23 protein-coding genes and 1 other RNA gene are annotated in these 24,343 nt (G+C 63.4%); 17 read left to right on the plus strand and 7 right to left on the minus strand.

Going from position 1 to position 24,343, the window contains the following annotated elements; all coding sequences use genetic code 11:
- Positions 1–199 precede the first annotated feature (199 nt).
- Positions 200–1,579 (plus strand): serine hydrolase domain-containing protein, encoded by a 1,380-nt coding sequence (locus CKW40_RS22950; protein WP_095202140.1) that lies wholly within the window; start codon positions 200–202, stop codon positions 1,577–1,579.
- Positions 1,580–1,592: 13 nt separating this feature from the next.
- On the opposite strand, the gene CKW40_RS22955 is transcribed toward CKW40_RS22950, so the two are convergent.
- From CKW40_RS22955 to CKW40_RS22980, 6 genes are all read right to left on the minus strand, one after another.
- Positions 1,593–1,901 (minus strand): HigA family addiction module antitoxin, encoded by a 309-nt coding sequence (locus tag CKW40_RS22955; protein ID WP_095202141.1) that lies wholly within the window; start codon positions 1,899–1,901, stop codon positions 1,593–1,595.
- Positions 1,902–1,909: 8 nt separating this feature from the next.
- Entirely contained in the window at positions 1,910–2,206 is a 297-nt protein-coding gene (locus CKW40_RS22960; RefSeq protein WP_095202142.1) for a type II toxin-antitoxin system RelE/ParE family toxin, read from the minus strand.
- 129 nt (positions 2,207–2,335) lie between these two features.
- Positions 2,336–3,019, minus strand: a complete 684-nt coding sequence (locus CKW40_RS22965; RefSeq protein ID WP_095202143.1) for a class I SAM-dependent methyltransferase — start codon at positions 3,017–3,019, stop codon at positions 2,336–2,338.
- Positions 3,016–4,314 carry a BtaA family protein gene (locus tag CKW40_RS22970; protein ID WP_095202144.1) on the minus strand — a complete coding sequence of 433 codons (1,299 nt, stop codon included), beginning with the start codon at positions 4,312–4,314 and terminating at the stop codon, positions 3,016–3,018. The genes CKW40_RS22965 and CKW40_RS22970 overlap by 4 nt, the downstream gene beginning before the upstream one ends.
- Before the next feature lie 60 nt (positions 4,315–4,374).
- Positions 4,375–4,569 carry a hypothetical protein gene (locus CKW40_RS22975; RefSeq protein ID WP_095202145.1) on the minus strand — a complete coding sequence of 65 codons (195 nt, stop codon included), beginning with the start codon at positions 4,567–4,569 and terminating at the stop codon, positions 4,375–4,377.
- Positions 4,570–4,582: 13 nt separating this feature from the next.
- The gene (locus tag CKW40_RS22980) at positions 4,583–8,455 is read right to left on the minus strand and encodes a hydantoinase B/oxoprolinase family protein (RefSeq protein ID WP_095202146.1); all 3,873 of its coding nucleotides are present in this window, start codon (positions 8,453–8,455) and stop codon (positions 4,583–4,585) included.
- 180 nt (positions 8,456–8,635) lie between these two features.
- Here CKW40_RS22980 and CKW40_RS22985 point away from each other — a divergent pair, with 180 nt between their 5' ends.
- The 7 genes from CKW40_RS22985 to CKW40_RS23015 all read left to right on the plus strand — a co-directional run bounded on the left by CKW40_RS22985 (position 8,636) and on the right by CKW40_RS23015 (position 12,611).
- Entirely contained in the window at positions 8,636–8,845 is a 210-nt protein-coding gene (locus CKW40_RS22985) for a hypothetical protein (protein WP_095202147.1), read from the plus strand.
- A gap of 160 nt (positions 8,846–9,005) precedes the next feature.
- A complete protein-coding gene (locus CKW40_RS22990; protein ID WP_095202292.1) occupies positions 9,006–9,725 on the plus strand; it encodes a J domain-containing protein in 720 nt (239 codons plus the stop codon).
- Entirely contained in the window at positions 9,722–10,477 is a 756-nt protein-coding gene (locus CKW40_RS22995; protein ID WP_095202148.1) for a peptidoglycan recognition protein family protein, read from the plus strand. Before CKW40_RS22990 ends, CKW40_RS22995 begins: the two co-directional genes overlap by 4 nt.
- 211 nt (positions 10,478–10,688) lie before the next feature.
- Positions 10,689–11,390 (plus strand): lytic transglycosylase domain-containing protein, encoded by a 702-nt coding sequence (locus tag CKW40_RS23000; protein ID WP_095202149.1) that lies wholly within the window; start codon positions 10,689–10,691, stop codon positions 11,388–11,390.
- Positions 11,391–11,467: 77 nt separating this feature from the next.
- Positions 11,468–11,867, plus strand: an RNA gene (gene rnpB / locus CKW40_RS23005) — RNase P RNA component class A.
- A 168-nt stretch (positions 11,868–12,035) separates the two neighbouring features.
- Positions 12,036–12,311 carry a type II toxin-antitoxin system ParD family antitoxin gene (locus CKW40_RS23010; RefSeq protein ID WP_095202150.1) on the plus strand — a complete coding sequence of 92 codons (276 nt, stop codon included), beginning with the start codon at positions 12,036–12,038 and terminating at the stop codon, positions 12,309–12,311.
- Positions 12,312–12,407: 96 nt separating this feature from the next.
- Entirely contained in the window at positions 12,408–12,611 is a 204-nt protein-coding gene (locus CKW40_RS23015) for a type II toxin-antitoxin system RelE/ParE family toxin (protein ID WP_244571256.1), read from the plus strand.
- A 9-nt stretch (positions 12,612–12,620) separates the two neighbouring features.
- Here CKW40_RS23015 and CKW40_RS23020 read toward each other — a convergent pair whose 3' ends face one another.
- Positions 12,621–13,736: a cystathionine gamma-lyase gene (locus tag CKW40_RS23020; RefSeq protein ID WP_095202151.1), complete on the minus strand. Its 1,116-nt coding sequence runs from the start codon at positions 13,734–13,736 to the stop codon at positions 12,621–12,623.
- A 408-nt stretch (positions 13,737–14,144) separates the two neighbouring features.
- On the opposite strand from CKW40_RS23020, the gene mraZ reads away from it, so the two are divergent.
- Genes mraZ through ftsW form a run of 9 tightly spaced genes read left to right on the plus strand, consistent with a single transcriptional unit; the run spans position 14,145 to position 24,342 of the window.
- Complete coding sequence (gene mraZ, locus CKW40_RS23025; protein WP_019859099.1) at positions 14,145–14,603, plus strand: division/cell wall cluster transcriptional repressor MraZ; 459 nt, start codon at positions 14,145–14,147, stop codon at positions 14,601–14,603.
- On the plus strand, positions 14,600–15,616 hold the full coding sequence (gene rsmH / locus CKW40_RS23030; protein ID WP_095202152.1) for a 16S rRNA (cytosine(1402)-N(4))-methyltransferase RsmH: 1,017 nt from the start codon (positions 14,600–14,602) through the stop codon (positions 15,614–15,616). The genes mraZ and rsmH overlap by 4 nt, the downstream gene beginning before the upstream one ends.
- Before the next feature lie 5 nt (positions 15,617–15,621).
- Positions 15,622–16,017 (plus strand): cell division protein FtsL, encoded by a 396-nt coding sequence (gene ftsL, locus CKW40_RS23035; protein WP_095202153.1) that lies wholly within the window; start codon positions 15,622–15,624, stop codon positions 16,015–16,017.
- Complete coding sequence (locus CKW40_RS23040) at positions 16,014–17,723, plus strand: peptidoglycan D,D-transpeptidase FtsI family protein (protein ID WP_095202154.1); 1,710 nt, start codon at positions 16,014–16,016, stop codon at positions 17,721–17,723. Before ftsL ends, CKW40_RS23040 begins: the two co-directional genes overlap by 4 nt.
- Before the next feature lie 54 nt (positions 17,724–17,777).
- On the plus strand, positions 17,778–19,232 hold the full coding sequence (locus tag CKW40_RS23045; protein ID WP_095202155.1) for a UDP-N-acetylmuramoyl-L-alanyl-D-glutamate--2,6-diaminopimelate ligase: 1,455 nt from the start codon (positions 17,778–17,780) through the stop codon (positions 19,230–19,232).
- Positions 19,229–20,680: a UDP-N-acetylmuramoylalanyl-D-glutamyl-2,6-diaminopimelate--D-alanyl-D-alanine ligase gene (locus tag CKW40_RS23050; protein WP_095202156.1), complete on the plus strand. Its 1,452-nt coding sequence runs from the start codon at positions 19,229–19,231 to the stop codon at positions 20,678–20,680. Before CKW40_RS23045 ends, CKW40_RS23050 begins: the two co-directional genes overlap by 4 nt.
- Before the next feature lie 18 nt (positions 20,681–20,698).
- Positions 20,699–21,781, plus strand: coding sequence for a phospho-N-acetylmuramoyl-pentapeptide-transferase (gene mraY, locus CKW40_RS23055; RefSeq protein ID WP_095202157.1), 1,083 nt, complete (start codon positions 20,699–20,701; stop codon positions 21,779–21,781).
- 9 nt (positions 21,782–21,790) lie between these two features.
- A complete protein-coding gene (gene murD, locus CKW40_RS23060; protein ID WP_095202158.1) occupies positions 21,791–23,191 on the plus strand; it encodes a UDP-N-acetylmuramoyl-L-alanine--D-glutamate ligase in 1,401 nt (466 codons plus the stop codon).
- Complete coding sequence (gene ftsW, locus CKW40_RS23065; RefSeq protein ID WP_095202159.1) at positions 23,191–24,342, plus strand: putative lipid II flippase FtsW; 1,152 nt, start codon at positions 23,191–23,193, stop codon at positions 24,340–24,342. The genes murD and ftsW overlap by 1 nt, the downstream gene beginning before the upstream one ends.
- The last annotated feature ends 1 nt before the right edge of the window (position 24,343 follow it).

Here is a 24,343-nt window from a genome sequence, read left to right on the forward strand (position 1 = left end):
ACGCATCGTCCAGCATATCCTTTTTTTGTGCATGTCGTGGTCCCAAAACCGCTGCGCACTTTTGGGCGACATGCATCCATGTGATCGCCGATCATGGTTGATAATCCGTTGACGGCGCTCGACAAGTGCCCCGATTTTGCGGAAGCAATGGCGGCAATTCGATGACATAAGGGTCGGGCGAAAGCCTGGGAGGCAACGGATGCGAGTGGTCGTCAAGATCGTCAAATGGCTGCTTGGCCTGATCGTGCTGGCGGTCGCCGCGCTGTTTGCCTGGCTTTACATCGCGCCGCCGGAATTGATCCGCGTCGGTTCCGGCTATTCGGCCAAGATCGTCTGCTCCAACGTCTTCATCGCCGGGCGCGACCCCAATGACGTGCTTGCCGTCGATGTGCAGGCGCCCGGTCACCCGCTGCTGCGGCTCATGCGGGTCTCGGTCGACAAGAACCGGGGGACGGTTTCGGCGGGCCTGCTTGGCTTCCTCGGCAAGAGCGAGGCGGTTTCCCGTGACGGGCTGGGCTGCGCCTCGGTTCCCGACGGCGATGTCGGCAAGGCACGGCGCACGGCAGTCCATGCCGAGCCCGCGGCAACCAGTCAGGACACGCTGTGGCCGGAAGGCGAACGCGTCGAGGCCTCTCAGGATCCGGTGATTGCCAAGCTGCTCGACGATGCGGCGCTGATCGGCACCGGCATGCGCGCGGTGGTCGTGGTCAAGAACGGCCGTGTCGTCGCCGAACGCTATGGCGACGGCTTTTCCGCCAAGACGCCGCTGCTCGGCTGGTCGATGACCAAGACGGTGAACGCCGCCATCATCGGCACGCTGGTCAAGGACGGCAAGATGGCCATCGACAACAAGGGCCTGTTCGTTCCCTGGAAGGCCGATGGCCGCGGCGCGATCAGCCTTGCCGACATGATGGCGATGTCGAGCGGGCTGGAATTCAACGAGGATTATGGCGACGTCGCCGATGTGACGCGCATGCTCTATCTCGAACCCGACATGGCGGGCTTTGCCGAATCAAAGCCACTGGCGGGCGAGGTCGGCAAGGTGTTTTCCTATTCGAGCGGCACGGCGGTGATGCTGTCGCGGCTGTGGCAGGACGCGATCGGCGACAAGGCCAAGGCGCTGACATGGCCGCGCACGGCGCTGTTCGAGCCGCTCGGCATGCACAGCGCGGTGCTCGAAACCGACGAGCAGGGCACGTTCGTCGGCTCGTCCTATCTCTACGCCACCGCGCATGACTGGGCGCGCTTCGGCCAGTTCCTGCTGCAAAGCGGGGTGTGGAACGGCAACCAGGTGCTGCCGGCCGGCTTCGTCGACTGGATGCGCGAGCCGGCGCCGGCTTCGAAAGTCTACAGCAAGGGCCAGCTGTGGATCGAGGCACCGGGCGATGAGGAGAACCCTGGCGCCGGCGTCGCGGCCGGCCTGCCCAAGGACACGTACTGGATGGAAGGGCATGACGGACAGACGGTCGCCATCATTCCCTCGGAGCAGTTGGTGGTGGTGCGGCTGGGGCTGACGCCTGCCAAGCTCGGCTATCGCCCGCAGACGATGGTGGGCGCGCTGGTGAAGGCGCTGCATTAGCCTTGCAAATTGTCTATGCGGCTGTCGGCAGAGGCCTAGCGCGGTCAACACGCGCCCGTTCGTCGGGCGAATTCATAACGGCCCAAAGATCGCTTCGGCGTTGGACGTTCAGCCAGAAGTCGGGACTGTTGCCAAACACCCGCGCCAGAATGAGCGCGGTTGCCGCCGTCACGTTGCGGCGGTCGTTGCACAATTCGTTCACATGCTTGCGCTGAACACCCATCGCCTCGGCTAAAGCCGCCTGCGTCAAGCCGAGCGGCTGCATGAATTCTTCCGTGAGAATCTCGCCAACCGTTGCCGGCTTGCGTGCGGTCATCAACATGTCTCACCTCACTTGTAACTGTGGTCGTCGAGATAGATATCCGACGCCTCACCGCGACCGCCGTCCCAGTGGAAGACCAGCCGCCATTGTTTGTTGACGCGGATCGAATGGAAGCCTTCCAGATTGCCGCGCAACTTCTCGAAATGGTTGCTGGGCGGCACGCGCAAATCCAGATCGGTCACAGCGTCGTCAACCATCTGGAGCTTGCGGAACAAGCGGCGTTCGAGATCGGACGGGATGTTGCGGGAGCGGGTGTCGTCTACAAAGAAAGCCCGGAGCCATCCGTCTCTAAAGCCAACGATCATTGCATACTTCCAGCGTGGAGCTAATGTACCACTCCGTGGGGCATGTGGCAATGTGCCAACAGTTTATGCACCTCATGGAGGGTGGGAGAAGCAGGCCTTCAGATTGCAACTCAGAACATTGCTATCAGATCAGCTAGCGATCTTGATCACCGCCAGCCAGGCATAGCCGCGATAAAGCGTGCGGAAACGGAAGGTTGCGCCGGTTCGCCGAGATTCCGATTCCAGGACTTCGCGCAGCGATTCACGCGGCGAGACGTGGAATTTTTTCAGCCAGCCGCGCAGCAAGGTCCGGAACCAGCCCGGCAGGCCTTCCTGCTGGCCGAAATCGACGACATGCAGCGAGCCGTTGGGGGTGAGTGCCGCCAGTGCCGCCGACACCGTCTTTTCCCATCCCGGGATCATCGACAGCGAATAGGAGACGAAGACGCGGTCGAAGCGCTCGATGCCGTAAAGGGCTGCGGCATCGAAATCGGTGGCATCGCCTCGTGCCAGCGTGACGCGGCTGGACAGGCCTTCGCGGTCGATCGCCTTGACCGCTGTCTCCAGCATCTCGGCCGAGATATCGAGGCCGAAGAAGCGGGCGTCGGGGTAGCGGCGCGCGGCCAGGATGATGTTGCGGCCGGTGCCGCAGCCGAGTTCCAGCACGGTGCCGGCCTGCGGAACCTCCAGCCCATCGATCAGCCGATCGCGGCCGAGCAGATAGTATTTGCGAGTCAGGTCGTAGATGTGGCGCTGCCAGCGGTAGACGCCGTCCATCAGTTCGGCATGGTTGGCTTTGAATTCGGGGCTGGCCGGCAGCTCAGTCGTGCTCATGCGGCGCGTTTCACATAGAGATGGAAGCCGCCATAGATGGCGGAACGGTCGCGAGCCGAGAATTCGCGCGACGCCTCGTCCTGATAATCCCACTGGTCGAGCAGCGAGGTCGAGACGCGGCCCGGCAGCAGGCTGGGCTCGGCTGCGGTGCGGAAGATGACGCGGGCGCCAGCCGAGGCGGTGCGGCTGATTTCCGACCACAGCGCATTGAGCTGGTCATCGGTCATCCAGTCCTGCGCGTCGAGCAGGATGAAGCGGTCGACGGTGCCCGCATCCTTGCCGGCCAGGAACTCGATCAGATTGGCATGGTGGATGGCGACGCGGTCAATATTGCCGCGGATAGTGTCGTAGTTCTGCTTCTCCAGATAGGCAGGCAGGGCGGCTTCGCCGGGCTCGGGATAGCGGCGGGCGAAGGCCTGCCAGGCGAAGTAGTTGTTTTGCAGGGGAAAATCGCAGGCGAGCTTTTCCAGCCGGGCCTTCAGCACGCTGGCCATTGTGCCGTCGCCGGAGGTGATCAGCGAATCATACTGCGCCGGCGGAATGCCGAGGCCGAAGAGCGAAGCTTTGCGCGACGTTGCCCATTTCAAAAGCTTCTTGTCGAAGACCGGCGCCAGCTCCTCGTTGAAGAAACGGCGCTGTTCGCCGATATTCCTGGCTTCCATCATGTGGGCCGGGTTGACGCCGAAGAATTTGGCTGTGCGATGGCCCATGGCGATGAACAGGCCGAGCAGGCCGGTCTGGTAGAAATTGCGGTCGAAGACGGCAATGCGCCGGCGGCCGCGCCAGCTGCGGTGTTCCCAATAGTGGCGGCTGACCGGATCGAGATGCGGCGCGATGAAACGGTCATAGGCTTGCGAATTGTGGCTGGTGTCGGCGGCGCCGAAGAAGCGGAACAGGTCGCCCTGCGAGGGCAGGCGGCGCACCGCCTCAAGCTTCATGCGGTTCAGCGCGACATGGGCAGTGTTGAGGTCGACGGCGTCGACCCTTGCCGGCGAACGGGTGAGGTAGGCCAGGATGTTGCAGCCGCCGGAAGCGATGGTGACGACGCGGTGGCCCTGGCCGAGCTGCATGGCCTCCATGTCGACATCGGGGTCTTCCCATATCTGCGGATAGACGAGGCCGGAAAACAGGAAGGCGAACAGCCGCTCGGAGATGCCGGCTTTGGAAAGCGCGCGGTTCTGGTAGACGGCCTTTCCAACTTCCTTGCCGCGGCGAAAAACCAGATCCGAGGAGACGTCCGTCATGACAAAGTGATTCCCCATTTGCTTTGGCGCAAGCGGGTAGCGCAGCGTCATGACAGGCCGGTGACAGCCTGTTGACGCCTCCTTTACGTGAGGCAGCCACAAACGCGCCCGTTACGGCGAGCCAACTGCGCGCGCGTCATCCTCTCCAAGCGTAAAGCCCCATTGATACGGCGTGAGGCCGACTGGCACCTTGTTGTAGGATGGCACTGACGGGACGACGCCGGGCCTGAGTGACTGGTAGCCGTCAACATAGCCGTCGTTGAAGGTCTTGCCCGGATAGGCGGGAATGTTCTTCACGATGGCCATGGCGGCTTATCCCTCACTGCCGTCCAAATCCGCCCGGCGTCGGCGTCGTCAGGATGACAGCTTCACCGGCGTCGAGCACGGTCTGGTCGCAGGCCTTCAGCACCTCGACCGTCCCGTCCTTGCGACGAACCTTGGTCGAGCCGACCTCGCCGTTACCGCCACCATCCAGCCCCTGTGGCGGGCGGTTGCGATGCGAGGACAGGATGGCGCATTCCATTTTCTCGAGGAAGCGGATGCTGCGTTTGGTGCCGTCGCCGGCGCTCCATTTGCCCTTGCCGCCAGAACCCTCGCGTATGTGGAAATCCTCGAGCACCACGGGAAAACGCAGTTCCAGCACTTCGGGATCGGTGAGGCGCGAATTCGTCATGTGGGTGTGCACGCCCGAGGTGCCGGCAAAGCCGCGACCGGAGTTCATCTGGCCGGCCGGCGAGCCGGAGCAGATGGTTTCGTAATATTGATACTTCTTGTTGCCGAAAGTCAGGTTGTTCATCGTTCCCTGCGCATTGGCCATGGCGCCCATGGCGCCGAACAGCGCATTGGTGACGTGCTGCGAGGTCTCGACATTGCCGGCAACGACGGCGGCGGGGTAGGCGGGCTTCAGCATGCAGCCGTCGGGAATGATGATGTTGATGGGCCGCAGACACCCGGCATTCATCGGGATCATGTCCTCGACCATGACACGGAAAGCGTAGAGGACCGCGGCGCGGGCAACGGGCTCCGGCGCATTGAAGTTGTTCTTCATGACAGGCGACGTGCCGGTGAAGTCGACCGTCGCTTCGCGCTTTTGCCGGTCGACCGATATCTTCACCTTGATCACCTGGCCGGTGTCCGTGGGATATTCATAGGCCGATGTGTCCGGCAGCCGCTCGATCACCCGACGCACGCTTTCGGCGGCGTTGTCCTGGACATGGCCCATATAGGCCTCGACGACATCGAGACCGAAATGCGTGACCATCTTGCGCAGTTCGGCGACGCCTTTCTCATTGGCGGCGATCTGCGCCTTGAGGTCGGCGATGTTCTGGTGCGGGTTGCGGGCCGGGTAAGGGTGGTCGGTGAGCAGCGCATGCAGCTCTTTTTCACGGAATTTTCCGCGGTCGACGATGCGGAAATTGTCGAACAGCACGCCTTCCTCGTCGACGGTGGTGGCGAGCGGCGTCATCGAGCCGGGGGCGGTGCCGCCGATATCGGCGTGATGGCCGCGCGAGGCAACGTAGAAGAGAATTTCCTCCCCCATTGAGGGGGAGGTGGCGGCGAAGCCGCCGGGGGGGGTCGGATCGACCGGGCTCGACGCTTTTGCGGTGCCTTCTGAGAGAACCCCACCCGGCCGCTGCGCGGCCACCCTCCCCTCGAGGGGGAGGGAAAACACCGGCGTCACCACGGTGATATCAGGCAGATGCGTGCCGCCATTATAGGGGGCGTTCAAGGCAAAGACGTCGCCGGGATGGATGTCGCCGGAGTTCAGCCGGATGATGGTTTCAACCGAGCGGTCCATCGAGCCGAGGTGCACCGGCATGTGCGGTGCGTTGGCGACCAGCGCCCCGGTGTGGTCGAAGACGGCGCAGGAAAAATCCAACCTTTCCTTGATGTTGACGGAGTAGGCGGTGTTCTGCAGAGTGACACCCATCTGTTCGGCGATCGACATGAACAGATTGTTGAAGACTTCGAGCATGACCGGATCGGCTGATGTGCCGAGGGCGGCGGCCCGCGCCTTTCTTTCGGTGCGGCGGATCACGACGTGGTTGAGGTTGGTGATTTCGGCTTGCCAGCCCGGCTCGACGACGATGGTCTGGTTCGGTTCGATGATGAGGGCGGGGCCTGCGACCAGATTGGATGGGCGCAAATTCTCGCGACGATGGATACCGGCTTCATGCCACCGGCCTTCGGTGTAGATGCGGCGTGTTCCGGAAGCGCCGGCTTCAATCCTTGCCGGTCCGGCGGGCGCATAGGCTTCGGCGCTGCTTTCGCCGATTTCTGCGCCCTCGACACCGACCGTCTCGACGATCATCGGCTTGTCGTCATAGACGAAGCCGAATTGTGCCTTGTGGGCGATTTCGAAGTCGCGCTTGGCCTGGAAAATCGAGTCGCTTTCGAAATTCACCGGCAGCGTCGTGTCGGTGCCGTCATAGCGAATGTGCAGCACGGGCTTGGTGGCAACCGCCTCCTCGGCGATGCCTTGCGCTGCCAGCTCGGCAATGACGGCCTTTTTCAAGATGGCGATGAGGCTGCCGATCTCGGTTCTGGATTCCTCTGCAAGCGGCTTGAGCAGCGCCTGCTGACGCGAGGCAAAGACCGACGCCAGGCCGATGCCATAGGCCGAAAGCAGGCCGGAGAAGGGGTGGATCAGCACCGCCTCCATGCCAAGCGCATCGGCGACCAGGCAGGCGTGCTGGCCGCCGGCGCCGCCGAAGCAGTTCAAGAGATATTCGGTGACGTCGTAGCCGCGCTGCACGGAAATCTTCTTGATGGCGTTGGCCATGTTCTCGACAGCGATGGTGACGAAGCCCTCGGCAACCGCCTCCGGTGAACGGCCATCGCCGATTTCAGCGGCCAGGGCCACGAATTTTGTGCGCACCGTCTCGATGTCCAGCGGCTGGTCCTGGCCGGGGCCGAAGATCGCCGGGAAGAAATCCGGCTGCAGTTTGCCGAGCATCACATTGGCATCGGTGACGGCCAGCGGGCCGCCGCGCCGGTAGGCGGCGGGGCCGGGATTGGCGCCCGCGGAGTCCGGTCCGGCGCGAAAACGGCCGGCCTCGTAATGCAGGACCGAACCGCCGCCGGCGGCAACGGTGTGGATGCGCATCATCGGGGCGCGGACGCGAACGCCGGCGACTTCGGTGTCGAAGGCGCGCTCATACTCGCCATCACAATGGGCGACGTCGGTGGAGGTGCCGCCCATGTCGAAGCCGATGACCTTGTCGAAGCCGGCGAGCTTCGCCGTCTCGACCATGCCGACGACGCCGCCGGCCGGACCGGACAGCAACGCGTCCTTGCCCTGGAACATGTCGGCGGCGGTGAGTCCGCCCGAGGACATCATGAACATGAGATGGGGACTTTCCCTCCCCCTTGAGGGGAGGGTGGCGGCGAAGCCGCCGGGTGGGGTCCGATCGACCGGGCTCGACGTTCTGGCGGTGCCTTCTGAGAGGAGCCCCTCTGGCCGCTTCGCGGCCATCTCCCCCTCGAGGGGGGAGAGGACGCCGAGCTCTTGGCCCACTCTCTGCACATACCTTGACAGGATGGGTGAGAGATAGGCGTCGACCACGGTGGTGTCGCCGCGGCCGACCAGTTTGATCAGCGGCGAGACCTCGTGGCTGACAGAGACTTGGGCGAAACCGATCTTACGGCAGACCTTTGCCACCGCCTTCTCGTGGTCGGGATATTTCCAGGCATGCATGAAGACGATTGCCACGGCATCGATGCCGTCGGCCTTCGCCTGCTCGATCGCCGGCCGGCACGCGGCGATGTCGAGCAGCCGTTCGACGGAGCCATCGGCGAGCACGCGCTCGTTGATTTCGATGACGCGTTCATAGAGCTGCTCGGGAAGGATGATCTCCTTGGCGAAAATGTCGGGACGCGCCTGGTAGGCGATCCTGAGCGCATCGCGAAAGCCCTTGGTGATGAGCAGGAGCACGCGGTCGCCCTTGCGCTCCAGCAGCGCGTTGGTGGCGACCGTGGTGCCCATCTTGATGTCGCCGATCTGGCCGGACGGGATCGCGGTGCCCGGTTCAACGCCGAGCAGGTCGCGGATGCCCTGGATGGCGGCATCGGCATAGGCTTCGGGATTCTCCGAAAGCAGCTTGCGCGGATGCAGCCCGCCTTGCGGGTCACGGCCGATGACGTCGGTGAACGTGCCGCCGCGATCGATCCAGAAATCCCATTTCGCGGCCATGGCTTTAGTCTCCGGCAATTTCGTTTCCAGCTTTCGTTGTTAATGCGTCAAATCGCCGGCAGCAACGCATCCCGTTGATGTTACACGCGGAAACGCAACGTTACGAAACTCATGGCCGCGTGGTGCATTGTTTCTCCGAGCGCTCACCGTAATTTGAGCGTGTATTGAAGGAGAGATATTATGAAAAAGCTCATTCTAGCTTCTGTGTCCGTCCTTGCCCTGCTGGGCGTCGCAGCCTGCAGCGACAGCGGCAAGGGCACAGACACCACCACCACGCAGAGCACCAATCCGCCGGCCGCGGAGCCGATGAAGCCTGCGGCCCCTGCCGACAATTCGACCAAGCCTGCCGAGCCGGCTCCGGCAACGCCTGCTCCTGCGCCCGCGCAGTAGTTTGTAAAGCAGTAGAAGTGTCTTGGGAGGAAGGGCCGGCGTTTCGCCGGCCTTTTCTTGCAAGACGGCTGTCTGGGCCGCAAGGTGCCTCTCGTTCACCGACCTGACAGCGGCCGTTATTGCTTGATAGCGGGGACCGGTTGGCTCTATGAAGCGGGCCATGTCGATTTGGGACCGCCTCGGCGAGTTTATCACACGGGTATCGTCTTCAGCGACGTCGGGTGTTGCCGACGTTGTCGAGGCCGTGCGCACAGTGTTCTCCGGCGATGCCGACCTGCGCCGCCGCGTCGCCTTTTCGGTGGCGATGATCGCGCTGTCGGCCAAGATGGCCAAGGCCGACGGTATCGTCACCCAGGACGAGGTGCGCGCCTTCCAGGAAATATTCGAAGTGCCGCCGAAGGAGACGCGCAACGTTGCGCGTCTGTTCGATCTCGCCCAACGTGACGTGGCCGGTTTCGAAACTTATGCCGAGCGCATGGCGCAATTGTGCGGCTCCGGGCATTCCAATTGCGTGATGCTGGAAGACATACTCGACGGCCTGTTCCACATCGCCAAGGCCGACGGGCTGGTTCATGAACGCGAAGGCATCTTCCTGCACCGTATCGCCGAGATCTTCCGCATCGACGAGGCGCATTACGAATCGATCCTGGCCCGGCACGTCAATCTTGGCGCCGGCGACCCCTATGTGGTGCTCGGCATCGAGCGCGGCAAGCCGTTCGAGGAGGTCAGGAAGCGGTACCGCAAGCTGGTGTCCGACAATCACCCCGACCGGCTGATCGCGCGCGGCCTGCCGCAGGAATTCATCAAGATCGCGACGACCAGGGTCGCGGCGATCAACGCCGCCTATGAGATGATCGAGCGGGGCCTGCGGCACGTATGAGCGGCTTCCTGCCCGACGAGCCTGGTGCCGAGGTCAGGGTGTCGCCGAATTTCGGGCCAAGGCGCGATACGCTGAAGCCCGACATGATCGTGCTACACTATACCGGCATGGCGACGGGTGCCGGGGCGGAGGCGTGGTTGTGCGACCCTGCGAGCGAAGTCTCGTCGCATTATCTCGTCCATGAGAATGGCCACATCGTGCAGATGGTCCGGGAAAGCGACCGCGCCTGGCACGCCGGCAAGAGCTCTTGGTTCGGACGTACCGACGTCAATTCCTGCTCGGTCGGCATCGAGATCGTCAATCCTGGCCATTCGCTGGGCTATCCCGGGTTTCCTCGGCGCCAGATTGAGGCGGTCATCGGCCTGTGCAAGGGGATTGCCGCGCGGCATGCGATCCCCGCCATGCGGGTGCTGGCGCATTCCGACGTGGCGCCGGGGCGCAAGATCGATCCGGGCGAGAAGTTCCCTTGGGCCGCCCTGTTCAAGGCCGGTGTCGGCCATCTCGTGCCGGCCGCACCCATCAGGCGCGGGACTGCGCTGAAGCCAGGTGACAGCGGTGCGGATGTCGAAGCACTGCAGTCGATGCTGGTGCTCTATGGCTATGGCGTCGAGATATCGGGTGTTTTCGACCATCAGACACGGATTGTCGTCGAGGCCTTCCAACGGCATTTCCGGCCACGCCTGGTCGACGGGCTGGCCGACGGCTCGACCATGCGCACGCTGCAAAAATTGCTTGCTTCCATGGGCCGCTGACCCAGGGGCAAGGCGCTGCCCAAGTAATCTTTTCCTCTGTCAGGTTACAAACTGTCACTCAAAGTGACTTGCCCCGCCTTCATTGGCGCCAATTCGGGCTTCAAAGGGCAATTCGTACAGTTTGTCGGACGTCTAGCCCCCCGGATGTTCCGATATTAATCAAGCAGCGCCGCGCGAACATCTTCGCGTGGTCCAGACAGAACAGGATCACATGCAGAAATTGACCGTTGTAACGGCAGCTCTTGCTGCCGGCGTAATGACTTTTGCCTTGAACGCGGCCGACGCCGCGCCGGTAAGCCCACGGGCCGATCAGGGGCTCGTCGCGGTGACCGCCAAAGGCAAGGCCATTTCCGCCAAAAGCAGCAGGAGTGCGAAAGCGACGGCGAAGCAGGCTTCCGCAAAGGTGGAAAAGGCCAGCTGGGCCAAGGCGAAGAAATCTTCCGCCAAGGCCAAGCGCGGCCGCAAAACCGTCGACATGACGACAACGGCATCGATCGGCCTCAGGAACGTGGCTGCGTCGACGGCAGCGGTGGCCAGCAGCGGCCAGTACTCCGCGATCGTCGCCCGCTATGCGGCGAGCTACGGCGTTCCGGTGTCGCTGGCCCAGGCCGTCATCACGATCGAGAGTAACTACCGGCCGAACATGGTCGGCAGCGCCGGCGAGATCGGCCTGATGCAAATCAAGCCGGCGACGGCGCGTATGATGGGATACAACGGTTCGGCCAAGGGGCTGTTCGATCCCGATACCAACATCAAATACGGCATGAAGTATCTCGCTTTGGCGCAAAACCTTGGCGGTGGCACCACCTGTGGCACGATCTTGAAATACAATGCCGGCCATGCCGCGACGCGGATGAACCCGATCTCGGCCGCCTATTGCAGCAAGGTCAAGGTTCAGATGGCGGCACTTTGATTACAAGTTGCGAGAGCCGGCGGACAAGCCGGCTTTTTCGTTTGCGTTTTCCCGGCTGAACCCCTTTATACGCCGTGCCAGCTGGCTGGGCGGCCGCACTCGCAAACGCCGAAAGGCCGCGAGTGAGGAAAGTCCGGGCTCCATGGAGACACGGTGCCGGTTAATGGCCGGCGGGGGCGACCCCAGGGAAAGTGCCACAGAAAGCAAACCGCCACGACTTTGTCGGGGTAAGGGTGAAAGGGTGGGGTAAGAGCCCACCGCGCGACTGGCAACAGAAGCGGCACGGTAAACCCCACCGGGAGCAAAACCGAATAGGGGCGGTGCGAGGGGCAACCCTCGAGGGCTGTTTCCGGCTCACCGTCCGGGTAGGTTGCGTGAGGCGCATGGCAACATGCGCCCAAGATGAATGGCCGCCACGTTCTCGTCCCGCAAGGGGCGAGGGCCATACAGAACCCGGCTTACAGGCCAGCTGGCAGTTTCGCCCTCGAAAAGAGAAATCCTTTGAGATCAGCAGGTTGCGCCCTCGGGTGCGCCTGTCGATTCAAGTCTTTCATCCGTTTGCCCATAAGAGCCAGGCTCGGCCGTCGCTTGAAGCTGGTGCGATTAAATCGTACCATGGTTCGAGAACGGTATCGGGAGCCTATCATGGGACAGGTCGACAAACGCAGCATCACGCTGTCGCCGGAACTGGCGCAAGCGGTGGACGATGTGGTCGCTGCAGGGGAGTACGCCTCGGCGAGCGAAGTCATCCGCGATGCGCTGCGGCAATGGAAGGACCGCCGCGATCTCTTCGGTTATACGATCGAGGAGTTGCGCAAGCTGGTGCAGGAAGGCATCGATAGCGGGCCGGGGCGATTTGCATCGATGGATGAAATCAAAGCCGAGGCACGGAGGCGCTTGCGATCTGACGGCGCAGCATGAATCTGCTGCCCATCGTCCGGAACGCACGCGCAGAAGAAGATTTGATCGCGATTTGGCAACATATTGCCCGCGATAGCGAGGCTGCAGCCGGACCGGTTGCTCGACCGCTTCGAGGCGCGGTGGCAGCAACTGGCTTCCTTTCCCTTCTCAGGCGCGCCGCGCGACGACATCGCGCCCGGCATCCGTCATCTGGTCGTTGGCGACTATCTCACTTTGTATCGTGTGAACGACGACGTAATCGAAATTCTTCGCGTGCTGCATGGGCATCGCAACATCGAAGCTGAGGATGTCGGCTCGTGACCGGTTCGGTCAGCCGCTGATCCTGTCCAGCGACATCTCGATGGCCTTCCAGAGTTCTTCCACCGGTTCACAGCCGATCGACAGGCGGACAAAGCCTGGCGGCACCGCATCGCCTCGCTTCGAACGCCGCTCGGCCGAAGTGTGGACGCCGCCGAAGGAGGTCGCGGCCTCAATCAGTTGGCAATTGTTGATGAAATCCTCGGCCTTATCCTCCGAGGCGAGTTCGAAGGAGATGAGGAAGCCGAAGCGCTCCATCTGGGCGCGGGCAAGGTTGTGTGACGGATCGCCATTCAGGCCGGGAAAACGCAGGCCACTGACCGCGCGATGTCCCTTCAGCCGTTGCGCGATCGCCTCGGCCGACGAGCACATGCGGTCGAAGCGCACCTCCAGTGTTTCGAGGCCGCGATGCACAAGCCAGGCCTCGAACGGACCGGGAATGCCACCGGCCATTGCGCGCCAGTCCGTCACCTTGGTGATGATGTCGGCGTTGCGGCTGGCGACATGGCCGAACAGCACGTCCGAGTGGCCGTTGACCGCCTTGGTGTCGGCGGAGACGACGATATCGGCGCCGAAGTCGAGCGGACGCTGGCCGAAGGGCGTCATCGTCGTGTTGTCGACGACAAGGATCCCGCCTTGCTCGTGGACAGCCTTGGCGATCGCCGAGATGTCGCAGATGTCCAGCCGCGGGTTGGACGGGGTTTCCACGAAAACCAGCGAATAGCCTTCGAAGCCGCCGTCAAGGAAGGTCGGCGTCGGCCTGGTGTCGCAGATGATGCCGAGCGGCTTCAGGAAGCGTTCAGCCATCGCGCGCGTGGCGTGATAACCATCCGCCGGCAGAAGCACGCGATCGCCCGATTTCAGCAGCGCGAAAAACACCGACGAAATCGCGCCCATTCCAGAGGGAAAACTCACACATTGCGCATCTTCCAGATGGCCGAGCACGTGTTCCACGGCGCGCCATGTCGGGTTGTCGTAGCGGCCATATTGATCGACCCCGGTCTCGACGCCGGGCGTGTGAAAGATCGAAGCCATGGTCAGCGGCAAGGGGATCGGATCGCCAGCGGCGAAATCGCGGCTGCGCAAATGGGACAGTTCGGCGGCGCGTGACTTTGCCGTCTCGGACATGAGCTCGATCCTTGTTATCTGGGCGGAAGACGTCGCTCGACGCTATGCGGGTGGGTGATCCGCGGCAAGCCCAAGTCTTTTGGGCCAGAGGGCTCTAAACGCTTCGTTAGGCTTAATGATCCATAAAGACGAGACGTGCCGTAACGGCTGCTCGGATTGGTCGCGCTGCGCGTGTTTGTGAAGCCCATTCCCGTTGACGCCCATAGTGCCCCATGATATCCCATCAAGACATCAAAGCCTTCGTTCCGCGTCAGGGTAAAGCGTACGCCAATCGGGCAGCCGCGGCGGCTGCGCGTTTGCCGGTTTTTGCCCGTGTGGGCGAGGCTGATACGGGGCAGGGAACGCGCGGCAGTGGCGCGTGCGATACAATGAAAAGGGGTGCGGCGGCGCAAGCGGCTGTAACGCGTGATGGACCGGTTTCTGTCGAACACGGTGAGCAGGATCGATGCGAAGGGGCGGGTGTCCGTTCCGGCGCATTTCCGCGCCGTCGTGCAGAAGCGCGGCTATTCGGAACTCTATGCACTGCGCTGCCTGGACCTGCCGGCGATGGATGTCGGCGGGCTGGACCTGCTCGACCGCTACGAGCAGCGCATCGCGCAGGAAGATCCATTCCTGCAGACGGCGGACGACATGTCCTTCTTCTGCCATGGCGATGGAGCGTTCCTGAAACTCGATCAGGACGGCCGTATCACCATGAGCGATTTCATTCGCGAACACACCGGCATCTCGGCGGAGGTGGCCTTTGTCGGGCGCGGCAATTTTTTTCAGATCTGGGAGCCGGGACGGCTTGCGGCCTATGGGGCGCAGGCGCGGGCCAGGCTTTTGCAGCTTCGGCAGGGGACGAAGCCTGGGGAGCGACCGGAATGACGGTGGGCCACGGCGATGACATCCACGCCGTTGGCGGATCGGTCCGCCACATTCCGGTCCTCCTTGGCGAAGTGCTCGAGGCACTGGCGCCGGTGGAGGGCGACATCATCATCGACGGCACGTTCGGCGCTGGCGGCTATACGAAAGCCATTCTGGCGACCGGCGCTTCGGTCGTCGCCATCGACCGCGATCCCGACGCCATTGCGGCCGGGCGCGATCTCGAGGCGCAATCGGGCGGTCGGCTGAAGCTGGTGCAGGCGCCATTCTCGACGCTGGACGAGCATGTCGAGAGCGCCGATGGCGTCGTGCTCGACATTGGCGTCTCCTCGATGCAACTCGACCAGGCCGAGCGGGGCTTTTCCTTCCGGTTCGACGGGCCGCTCGACATGCGCATGGCGCAGGCGGGCCTGAGTGCCGCCGATGTCGTCAACAGCTTCAAACCCGGCGACCTTGCCCGTATCTTCGGTTTCCTCGGCGAGGAGCGCCACGCCGGGCGCATCGCCCGCATGATCGAGGCGCGCCGCGAAAAGCGGCCGTTCGAGCGCACGCTGGAACTGGCGGACGCCATCGAGACGCATATCGGCCGCGCGCCGAAGGACAAGATCCACCCAGCGACCCGCGTCTTCCAGGCGCTGCGCATCTACGTCAATGACGAGCTCGGCGAACTGGCCAAGGCACTGTTCGCGGCCGAACACGCATTGAAGCCTGGTGGACGGCTCGTGGTGGTGACGTTCCATTCGCTGGAAGACCGCATCGTCAAGCGTTTCATCGCCGACCGGGCCGACGTCGCCACCGGCTCACGTCATCTGCCCGAGGCGCATGCGCGCACCGCGACCTTCCGCAAGGCCGGTGGCGGCGTGACGGCTGATGATGCCGAGGTCGCGGCCAATCCGCGGGCCCGTTCGGCCAGGCTGCGCGCGGCAATCCGTACCGAGGCGCCGGCGCGCGCCGGCGATTTTTCGATTTTCGGCCTTCCAAAGCTTCCCGGCATCAACCTGCCGGGGGAGAGGTAAAGCACGTGTTCCGTACCAGCGACATTGTCCTGATTGCCGTCATGGTTTCGGCGGCGGCCCTGACCTACAAGACCAAGCGCGAGGCCGAGGATCAGCTGGCGGCGGTGCAGAAGATCCATAACCAGATACGTTATGAGGAGGAGACGATCGACCTGCTCAAGGCCGACTGGAGCCTGCTCACCCAGCCGTCGCGGCTGCAGAAGCTCGCGGAACTCTACAAGTCGCAGCTTGCGCTCGAGCCGGTCAGTGCCCGCCAGATCGTCGGCTTGAGCGACCTGCCGGCCAAAGCCCTGGATATTCAGGACATCCTGAAGGGGCGCCAGGACAGCATGGCCGACAATTCCGACAAGGCGCCGTCTGGCGACAAGGATCCCGTCGTGACCGGAGACATCGCCCAATGATCGGCAAACTGCTGAAGCGCCGCGCCAGGGCGGGTGAAGACGGATCGATCGTCGTCGAAGGCGCCCGCAAGGCGACAGGCGGCAAGGGCAAGGCGCGCATCGTGATGACGATGGCCGTGTTCTTCGGCATCTTCTCGACCATTTCAGGGCGATTGGTCTATCTCGGTTTCCAGACACCTGACCTGTCGGGCGGCCCGCAGAGCCGGATCACCGCCTCGCGGCCCGACATTGTCGACCGCAATGGCGAAGTGCTGGCGACCGACATCAAGACGGCGTCGCTGTTTGCCGAGCCGCGCCGCATCGTCGATGCCGACGAGGCGATCGAGAAACTGTCGACCGTGCTGCCCGAGATCGACTACGAGCAGACCTACCACAAGCTCAAGAGCGGCGCCGGCTTCGTCTGGCTGCAGCGGCAGCTGACGCCCAAGCAGCAGGCCGATATCATGCAGCTCGGCATTCCCGGCTTCGGCTTCCGCACGGAGAAGCGCCGTTTCTATCCGAGCGGCGAAACCTCTTCCTACATTGTCGGCCTGACCAACATCGACAACCAGGGCATCTCCGGCATGGAGAAATATATCGACGAGCAGGGCCTGAGCGACCTGCAGGCGTCGGGCCTGGCGGTGGCCAAGGATCTCAAGCCGGTGAAGCTTTCGATCGATCTGCGCATCCAGCATGTGGTGCGCGACGAGATCGCCGCCGGCCTGGAGCGCTACCGCGCCATCGGCGCCGGCGCCGTCGTGCTCAACGTCAAGACCGGCGAAGTGGTGGCCATGGCCTCGGTGCCGGATTTCGATCCGAACAATCCTTACAATGCACAGGAAAAGGACCGGCTGAACCGGATGTCGGCGGGGCTCTATGAGATGGGCTCGACCTTCAAGAGCTTCACCTCGGCCATGGCGCTCGATTCCGGCAAGGCAACGATGAACAGTCGTTTCGACGCTTCGCATCCAATCCGGGTCGGCCATCAGGCCATTCACGATTTCCACGGCAAGAACCGTGTGCTGTCGTTGCCGGAGGTTTTCCTCTATTCGTCCAACATCGGATCGGCTCGCGAGGCCGAGCTGGTCGGCATCGAAGGGCACCGGGAATTCCTGCATCGCCTTGGCATCTTGGAAAGGATGCAGACCGAACTGCCGGAAGTCGCCCGCCCGACCGAACCGAAGGTCTGGAAACAGGTCAATTCGTTCACCATCGCCTTCGGCCACGGCGTGTCGACGACGCCGTTGCAAGCGGCTGTCGGTTGCGCCGCACTGATGAATGGCGGCTTCCTGATGAACCCGACCTTCCTGGTGCGTACCCAGGAAGAAGCAATGGCCACCGCCAAGAAAGTTGTCAGCGAAAAGACGGTCGAGGGCATGCGCTACCTCTATTCGCTCAACGCCGAGAAGGGTTCGGCTAGAAACGCCAGGGTCCCCGGCTACCGCGTTGGTGGCAAAACCGGAACGGCCGAGAAGGTCATCAACGGGCGCTACTCTAAAGAGTTGAATTTCAATACCTTCGTCGCCGCCTTCCCGATGGACGACCCGCAATATCTGGTGTTTACGATTGCCGACGCCCCGCACCCGGAAAAGCCCGGGATGACCGACGTCGCGGCCTCGAATGCTGGGGTTATGGCCGGCAATATCATCAGGCGTTCGGCGGCCATGCTTGGCGTGAAGCCAGATTTCAGCCATGAAAATGGTGCAACGCTGGTTTCCTATCAGTGATTCTTAGGGCGCGCCGGCAACTGCGCGCTATTTTGTTGCGGTGAACGGAACTCGATGAAGCTCAGAGATCTAGCCGGTGTCCTGCCAGTCGAAGGAACAGCTTCCGCCGATCTGGAGGTTACCGGGATTTCGTCCGATTCCCGCCAGGTAAAACCGGGCGTCGTCTTTTTTGCGCTCGCCGGCACCAAGGCGGACGGTGCGGCCTACGCTGCCGATGCGGCCAGGCGTGGCGCGCTGGCGATCGTGACAAGCAAAGGCAGTTCCGTCGCCGGACTGCCGGTTCCGGTGCTGGCGGTCGATGATCCGCGCCTGGCGCTGGCACTGAGTGCTTCCCGCTATTTCGGCAAGCAACCTCAGACCATGGTCGCCGTCACCGGCACCAGCGGCAAGACCTCGGTCGCCGCCTTCACCAGGCAGATCTGGGAGCAGGCAGGATACGCCGCGGCTTCCATCGGCACCACCGGTGTGGTCGCGCCCGGCCGCAACGAGTATGGCTCGCTGACGACGCCCGATCCGGTCGCCTTGCACCAGTTGCTCAGGGAATTGGCCGATGCCGGCGTCACCCACGCTTCGATGGAAGCGTCCAGCCACGGGCTCGACCAGCGCCGCCTCGATGGCGTGAAGCTGGCAGCCGGCGGCTTTACCAATCTCGGCCGCGACCACATGGATTATCATCCGACGGTCGAGGATTATCATCGCGCCAAACTGCGCATGTTCGACACGCTGCTGCCGAAAGCCGCGCCGGCGGTCATCTTCGCCGACGATCCTTGGTCGGCGCCGACGGTTCAGGCGGCGAAGGCAGCCGGGCTCAATGTGCTGACGGTTGGCCGCCATGGCGATTTCCTCACGCTGAAGCGGGTCGAGCACGAGCGCCACCGCCAGCGCGCCGAGGTCGAGGCTGATGGCGTGCTTTACGAAATCGACCTGCCGCTGGCTGGCGATTTCCAGATTTCGAATGCGCTGGTTTCGGCGGGACTTGCCATTTCCACCGGAACACCTGTCGCCAAGGCCTTGATGGCATTGGAGAAACTCAAGGGCGCGCCGGGCCGGCTCGACCTCGTCGGCACCACCGCCAGCGGCGCGCCGGTCTATGTCGACTACGCCCACAAGCCCGACGCGCTGGAAAACGTGCTGGCCTCGGTGCGGCCGTTCACCACCGGCCGCGTGATGGTCGTGTTCGGCTGCGGCGGCGACCGCGATCGGGGCAAAAGGCCGATCATGGGCGAGATCGCGACCCGGCTTGCCGATGTCGTTATCGTCACCGACGACAATCCGCGCTCGGAAGTGCCGGAAACCATCCGCGCCGCCATTCTAGCCGCTGCCCCGGGCGCCATCGAGATCGGCGACCGCCGCAAGGCGATCCACGAAGCTGTCGCCATGCTTCATGCCGGCGACACGCTGATCGTCGCCGGCAAGGGGCATGAGGAAGGCCAGACGATCGGCTCCGAAACCCTGCATTTCTCAGACCACGAGGAAGTCCGCGCCGCTTTGCGGGAGCGTGCAGCATGAGCCTGCTGTGGACCTCCGAGGCACTGGTTGCCGCCATGGATGGGCGGCCGCTCGGGCCTATGCCCGAGGGCATATCGGGCATTTCGATCGACAGCCGCAGCCTGCAGCCGGGTGACGCCTTCTTTGCCATCAAGGGCGAGGTGATGGACGGCCATGACTTCGCCACCGCTGCCATCAAGGCCGGCGCCGGCGTGCTGGTGGTGGCGGAAGGCAAGCTGCCGTCGCTCGGCCGGCTGACGGCGCCAATCATCGTCGTCGAGGATGTGCTGGTCGCGCTGGAGAAGCTCGGTGTCGCGGCACGCGCCCGCTCTCAGGCCAAGATCATCGCGGTCACCGGCTCGGCCGGCAAGACCACCACCAAGGAAGCGCTCCGCCACGTGCTGTCGGCCGTCGGCAAGGTGCATGCCTCGGCGCAGTCGTTCAACAATCATTGGGGCGTGCCGCTGACGCTGGCGCGCATGCCCGAGGATTGCGACTATGCCGTCTTCGAGATCGGCATGAACCACCCTGACGAGATCCGGCCGCTGGTGAAGATGGTGCGGCCGCATGTCGCCATCGTCACCATCATCGCGGCCGCGCATCTCGGTTTCTTCCGCAATCTCGACGAGATCGCCAAGGCCAAGGCCGAGATTTTCGAGGGGCTGGAGCGCGAGGGCGCTGCGGTCCTCAACCGCGATGATGCGCGCTTCAAGTTGCTCGACAAGATGGCGCATGCCGCCGGCGTCGAGCATGTCTACGGCTTCGGCGAGAATGCGCGCTCGACCTTCAAGCTCACCAAATGCGAATTGCATGCCGACCATTCCGACATTGCCGCCAGGATCGGCGGCCATGACATGATCGCCCGTATCGGCGCGCCCGGCCGCCACATGGTGCAGAACGTGCTGGCGGTTCTCGGCGCGGCGCAGCTGGTTGGCGCCGATCTCGACAAGGTCGCAATCGCGCTGAACGATCTCTCGGCCGAGCGCGGTCGTGGCAAGCGCCATGTGTTGCGCCACCCCGGTGGCTCGAGCCACCCCGGCGGCCAGATCACCCTGATCGACGAGAGCTACAACGCCAATCCGGCCTCGATGGGTGCCGCCATGGCGTTGCTCAACGCCACGCCGGTGACGGGCGAGGGGCGCCGCATCGCCGTGCTTGGCGACATGCTGGAACTCGGCGAGCATTCGGCCAAGCTGCATGCCGCACTGGCCGATCTCATCGTCGGCACCGGCACGCAGACCGTCTTTCTCGGCGGCCCGGAAATGCGGGCGCTGGTGGAAGCGCTGCCTGAAGATATCAAGACGGAATACCGCGCCGGCGTCGAGGAATTGAAGCCGGTGCTGCTTGCCGCGCTGAAGCCGGGCGACGTGGTGATGATCAAATCGTCGAAGGGCATCGGTTTTGCAAAACTGGTCGATGCGGTGCTGGGCAAATACCCGGCTGAAACGACAACCAGCAAACTGACCTAAGTCGGGGGACGAAAGCGCATGTTTACACTGCTGGTCGATTTCGCGGACAAGATTTCGGTCTTCAATGTCTTCCGCTACATCACGTTCCGCACCGGCGGGGCGCTGATCACCTCGGCGCTGATCGTCTTCATCTTCGGGCCGACGATCATCAATTCGCTGCGGCTACGCCAAGGCAAGGGCCAGCCGATCCGTGCCGACGGGCCGCAGACGCATTTCAAGAAGGCCGGCACGCCGACGATGGGCGGGCTGATGATCCTGTCCGGCATCATCGGCTCGTCGCTTCTATGGGCGAACCTGTCGAGCATCTATGTCTGGGTGGTGCTGCTGGTGACGCTGGGCTTCGGCTCGATCGGCTTCTATGACGACTACCTGAAGGTGACCAAGCAGTCGCATCTCGGCTTCTCCGGCAAGGCGCGGCTGGGGCTCGAATTCATCATCGCCGGCATCGCCGCCTGGGTGATCATGCATAACGGCCAGGCGCCGTTCTCGTCGTCGCTGACATTCCCCTTCGCCAAGGAATTCATCGTCAATCTCGGCTGGTTCTTCATCCCGTTCTCCTGCTTCGTCATTGTCGGCGCCGGCAACGCGGTGAACCTGACCGATGGCCTCGACGGTCTGGCGATCGTGCCGATCATGATCGCGGCGGCGTCTTTCGGCGTCATCGCCTATCTCTCGGGCAACGCGGTGTTCGCCGAATATCTGCAGATCCATTTCGTTCCCGGCACCGGTGAACTGGCGGTCGTGCTCGGCTCGGTCATCGGTGCCGGCCTCGGCTTCCTCTGGTTCAATGCACCCCCGGCGGCGATCTTCATGGGCGACACCGGTTCGCTCGCCATGGGCGGCTTGATCGGCACGGTGGCGGTCGCCACCAAGCATGAGATTGTGCTGGTCATCGTCGGCGGTCTGTTCGTGGTCGAGATCCTGTCGGTCATCATCCAGGTCGGCTACTTCAAGATGACCGGCAAGCGCGTGTTCCTGATGGCGCCGATCCACCATCATTTCGAAAAGCTCGGCTGGACCGAGAGCCAGGTGGTGATCCGTTTCTGGATCATCGCCGTCATCCTGGCGCTGGTCGGCCTGTCCACCCTGAAGCTGAGATAGGAAACCTCCTTGATCCCCGCCGCATCCTTCGCAGGCAAGCACGTTTCGCTCTTCGGGCTCGGTGGCTCGGGGATCGCGACCGCGCGGGCATTGATCGAGGGTGGGGCGGATGTGCTGGCCTGGGACGACAATCCCGACAGTGTCGCCAAGGCGGCCGCCACCGGCATCGCAACCGCCGATCTGCGCGGCGCCGACTGGGCTAAATTCTCGGCCTTCGTGCTGTCGCCCGGCGTGCCGCTGACGCATCCCAAGCCGCATTGGACGGTGGAACTGGCGAAGGGCGCCGGCGTCGAGGTGATCGGCGACATCGAACTCTTCTGCCGCGAGCGGATCTTGCAGGCGCCGACGGCGCCTTTCATCGCCATCACCGGCACCAACGGCAAGTCGACGACGACCGCGCTGACCGCGCATATCCTCAAATCTGCGGGCCGTGACACCCAGATGGGCGGCAATATCGGCCGCGCGGTGATGACGCTCGATCCGCCGAAGCCTGATCGGCATTATGTCGTCGAGTGCTCGTCCTACCAGATCGACCTCGCGCCCTCGATCAATCCGACGGCCGGCATCCTGCTCAATCTGACGCCGGATCATCTCGACCGTCACGGCACCATGCAGCATTACGCCTCGATCAAGGAGCGGCTGGTGGCGGGCAGCGAGACGGCGATCATCGGCATCGACGATTCCTGGTGCGCGCAGATCGCCGAGCGGCTGGAGCGGGCAGGGCGGCAGGTCATCCGCATTTCCAAGCGGCTGCCATTGACCGACGGCTATTTCGCCGACGGCACCAATCTGATGGAAGCCGTGCATGGCCGCTACAGCAAGGTCGCCTTCCTCGAAGGCATCGGCTCGCTGCGCGGCCAGCACAATGCGCAGAACGCGCTGGCCGCGGTCGCCGCTTGTCTCAAGGTCGGGCTCGACCTCGGCGAGATCCAGTCGGGGCTCGAAAGCTTCCCCGGTCTCGCCCACCGCATGGAGCAGGTCGGCCGCAAGGACCATGTGCTGTTCGTCAACGATTCCAAGGCGACCAATGCCGATGCGGCGGCACCCGCGCTGTCCAGCTTTCCGCGCATCTACTGGATCGCCGGCGGCCTGCCCAAGGAAGGCGGCATCGAGCCGCTGCGCGGCTTCTTCCCGCGCATCGCCAAGGCCTATCTGATCGGCGAGGCGGCGCCCGCCTTTTCGGCGACGCTGGGCGAAGCGGTGCCCTACGAGATCTCGGGCACGCTGGCCGCGGCGGTCGATCACGCCGCGCATGATGCGGCCAGGGACGACAGCGGCGAGGTGGTGGTGCTGCTGTCGCCGGCCTGCGCCAGTTTCGACCAGTTCAAGAATTTCGAAGTTCGCGGCGAAGCCTTCAGGCAAGCTGCGAGCGCTATAGATGGCGTCAAACCCATCGGAGGGGCACGATAATGCAGAGCCGTCTCGATAAAAGTCCTGTCGCAACCTGGTGGTGGACGATCGATCGCTGGTTCCTGGCGGCGTTCCTGTCGCTGATGGGCCTCGGCATCGTGCTGTCCTTCGCCGCCAGTCCCGCGGTCGCCGAGCGCATCGGCCTCGACAGTTTCCACTTCGCCACCAGGCAAATCATCTTCACCGTGCCGGCTCTCGGGGTGATGCTGGCCGTCTCCTTCCTCGATTCCAGGCAGATCCGACGCATGTCGCTGATCATGCTGTGCCTGATGCTGGTGCTGATGGTGGCGGTGCTCTATGTCGGCGTCGAGGTGAAGGGCGCGCGGCGCTGGGTCTCGCTCGCCGGCCTGTCGATCCAGCCGTCGGAATTCCTCAAACCCGCCTTCGTCATCATGTGCGCCTGGCTGTTCGCCGAGCACAAACGCCAACCCGACATTCCGGGCAACCTGTTTGCCATGCTGCTGCTGGTGCTGGTCGTGTCGCTGCTGGTGGCGCAGCCGGACCTCGGCCAGACCATGCTGACGACCGGCACCTGGGGCATCATGTTCTTCATGGCCGGGCTGCCCTGGCTGTGGATCATCGTGCTGGGTGCCGCCGGCGTCGGCGGCGTCTTCGCCGCCTATACGGTGTTTCCGCACGTTGCCTTGCGCATCGACAAGTTCCTCACCGGCGAAGGCGACACGTTCCAGGTCGACATGGGACGCGACGCGCTGATCAATGGCGGCTGGTTCGGCGTCGGGCCGGGCGAGGGCACGGTCAAGCGGGTCATCCCCGACAGCCATGCCGACTTCGTCTTCTCGGTCGCGGGCGAGGAATTCGGGTTGATCATGTGCTTCTTCATCATGTCGATCTTCGCCTTCATCGTGCTGCGTGGTCTCAACACGGCGCTCAAGGAACATGACGACTTCACCCGCTATGCGGTCGGCGGCCTCGTCACCGTGTTCGGCCTGCAGGCCGTCATCAACATGTGCGTCAACCTGCAGCTGGTGCCGGCCAAGGGCATGACGCTGCCCTTCATCTCCTATGGCGGCTCCTCGCAGATCGCCATCGCCATCTCGATGGGCATGGTGCTGGCGCTGACGCGCAAGCGGCCGGAAAAGCGCAAGCAAATGGGCTTTACGATGCCGCAGCGCGCCATGCCGGCGGAGTGAC

The organism is Mesorhizobium carmichaelinearum, from assembly GCF_900199455.1.
In the GTDB taxonomy this organism is placed as follows: Bacteria; Pseudomonadota; Alphaproteobacteria; order Rhizobiales; family Rhizobiaceae; genus Mesorhizobium; species Mesorhizobium carmichaelinearum.

What these genes read in the sequence shown, in the direction of transcription:
- CKW40_RS22950 (WP_095202140.1), top strand. Translation starts at nt 200, where the DNA reads ATGCGAGTGGTCGTCAAGATCGTCAAATGGCTGCTTGGCCTGATCGTG.
- CKW40_RS22955 (WP_095202141.1), bottom strand. Translation starts at nt 1,901, where the DNA reads ATGTTGATGACCGCACGCAAGCCGGCAACGGTTGGCGAGATTCTCACG.
- CKW40_RS22960 (WP_095202142.1), bottom strand. Translation starts at nt 2,206, where the DNA reads ATGATCGTTGGCTTTAGAGACGGATGGCTCCGGGCTTTCTTTGTAGAC.
- CKW40_RS22965 (WP_095202143.1), bottom strand. Translation starts at nt 3,019, where the DNA reads ATGAGCACGACTGAGCTGCCGGCCAGCCCCGAATTCAAAGCCAACCAT.
- CKW40_RS22970 (WP_095202144.1), bottom strand. Translation starts at nt 4,314, where the DNA reads ATGACGCTGCGCTACCCGCTTGCGCCAAAGCAAATGGGGAATCACTTT.
- CKW40_RS22975 (WP_095202145.1), bottom strand. Translation starts at nt 4,569, where the DNA reads ATGGCCATCGTGAAGAACATTCCCGCCTATCCGGGCAAGACCTTCAAC.
- CKW40_RS22980 (WP_095202146.1), bottom strand. Translation starts at nt 8,455, where the DNA reads ATGGCCGCGAAATGGGATTTCTGGATCGATCGCGGCGGCACGTTCACC.
- CKW40_RS22985 (WP_095202147.1), top strand. Translation starts at nt 8,636, where the DNA reads ATGAAAAAGCTCATTCTAGCTTCTGTGTCCGTCCTTGCCCTGCTGGGC.
- CKW40_RS22990 (WP_095202292.1), top strand. Translation starts at nt 9,006, where the DNA reads ATGTCGATTTGGGACCGCCTCGGCGAGTTTATCACACGGGTATCGTCT.
- CKW40_RS22995 (WP_095202148.1), top strand. Translation starts at nt 9,722, where the DNA reads ATGAGCGGCTTCCTGCCCGACGAGCCTGGTGCCGAGGTCAGGGTGTCG.
- CKW40_RS23000 (WP_095202149.1), top strand. Translation starts at nt 10,689, where the DNA reads ATGCAGAAATTGACCGTTGTAACGGCAGCTCTTGCTGCCGGCGTAATG.
- CKW40_RS23010 (WP_095202150.1), top strand. Translation starts at nt 12,036, where the DNA reads ATGGGACAGGTCGACAAACGCAGCATCACGCTGTCGCCGGAACTGGCG.
- CKW40_RS23020 (WP_095202151.1), bottom strand. Translation starts at nt 13,736, where the DNA reads ATGTCCGAGACGGCAAAGTCACGCGCCGCCGAACTGTCCCATTTGCGC.
- mraZ (WP_019859099.1), top strand. Translation starts at nt 14,145, where the DNA reads ATGGACCGGTTTCTGTCGAACACGGTGAGCAGGATCGATGCGAAGGGG.
- rsmH (WP_095202152.1), top strand. Translation starts at nt 14,600, where the DNA reads ATGACGGTGGGCCACGGCGATGACATCCACGCCGTTGGCGGATCGGTC.
- CKW40_RS23040 (WP_095202154.1), top strand. Translation starts at nt 16,014, where the DNA reads ATGATCGGCAAACTGCTGAAGCGCCGCGCCAGGGCGGGTGAAGACGGA.
- CKW40_RS23045 (WP_095202155.1), top strand. Translation starts at nt 17,778, where the DNA reads ATGAAGCTCAGAGATCTAGCCGGTGTCCTGCCAGTCGAAGGAACAGCT.
- CKW40_RS23050 (WP_095202156.1), top strand. Translation starts at nt 19,229, where the DNA reads ATGAGCCTGCTGTGGACCTCCGAGGCACTGGTTGCCGCCATGGATGGG.
- mraY (WP_095202157.1), top strand. Translation starts at nt 20,699, where the DNA reads ATGTTTACACTGCTGGTCGATTTCGCGGACAAGATTTCGGTCTTCAAT.
- ftsW (WP_095202159.1), top strand. Translation starts at nt 23,191, where the DNA reads ATGCAGAGCCGTCTCGATAAAAGTCCTGTCGCAACCTGGTGGTGGACG.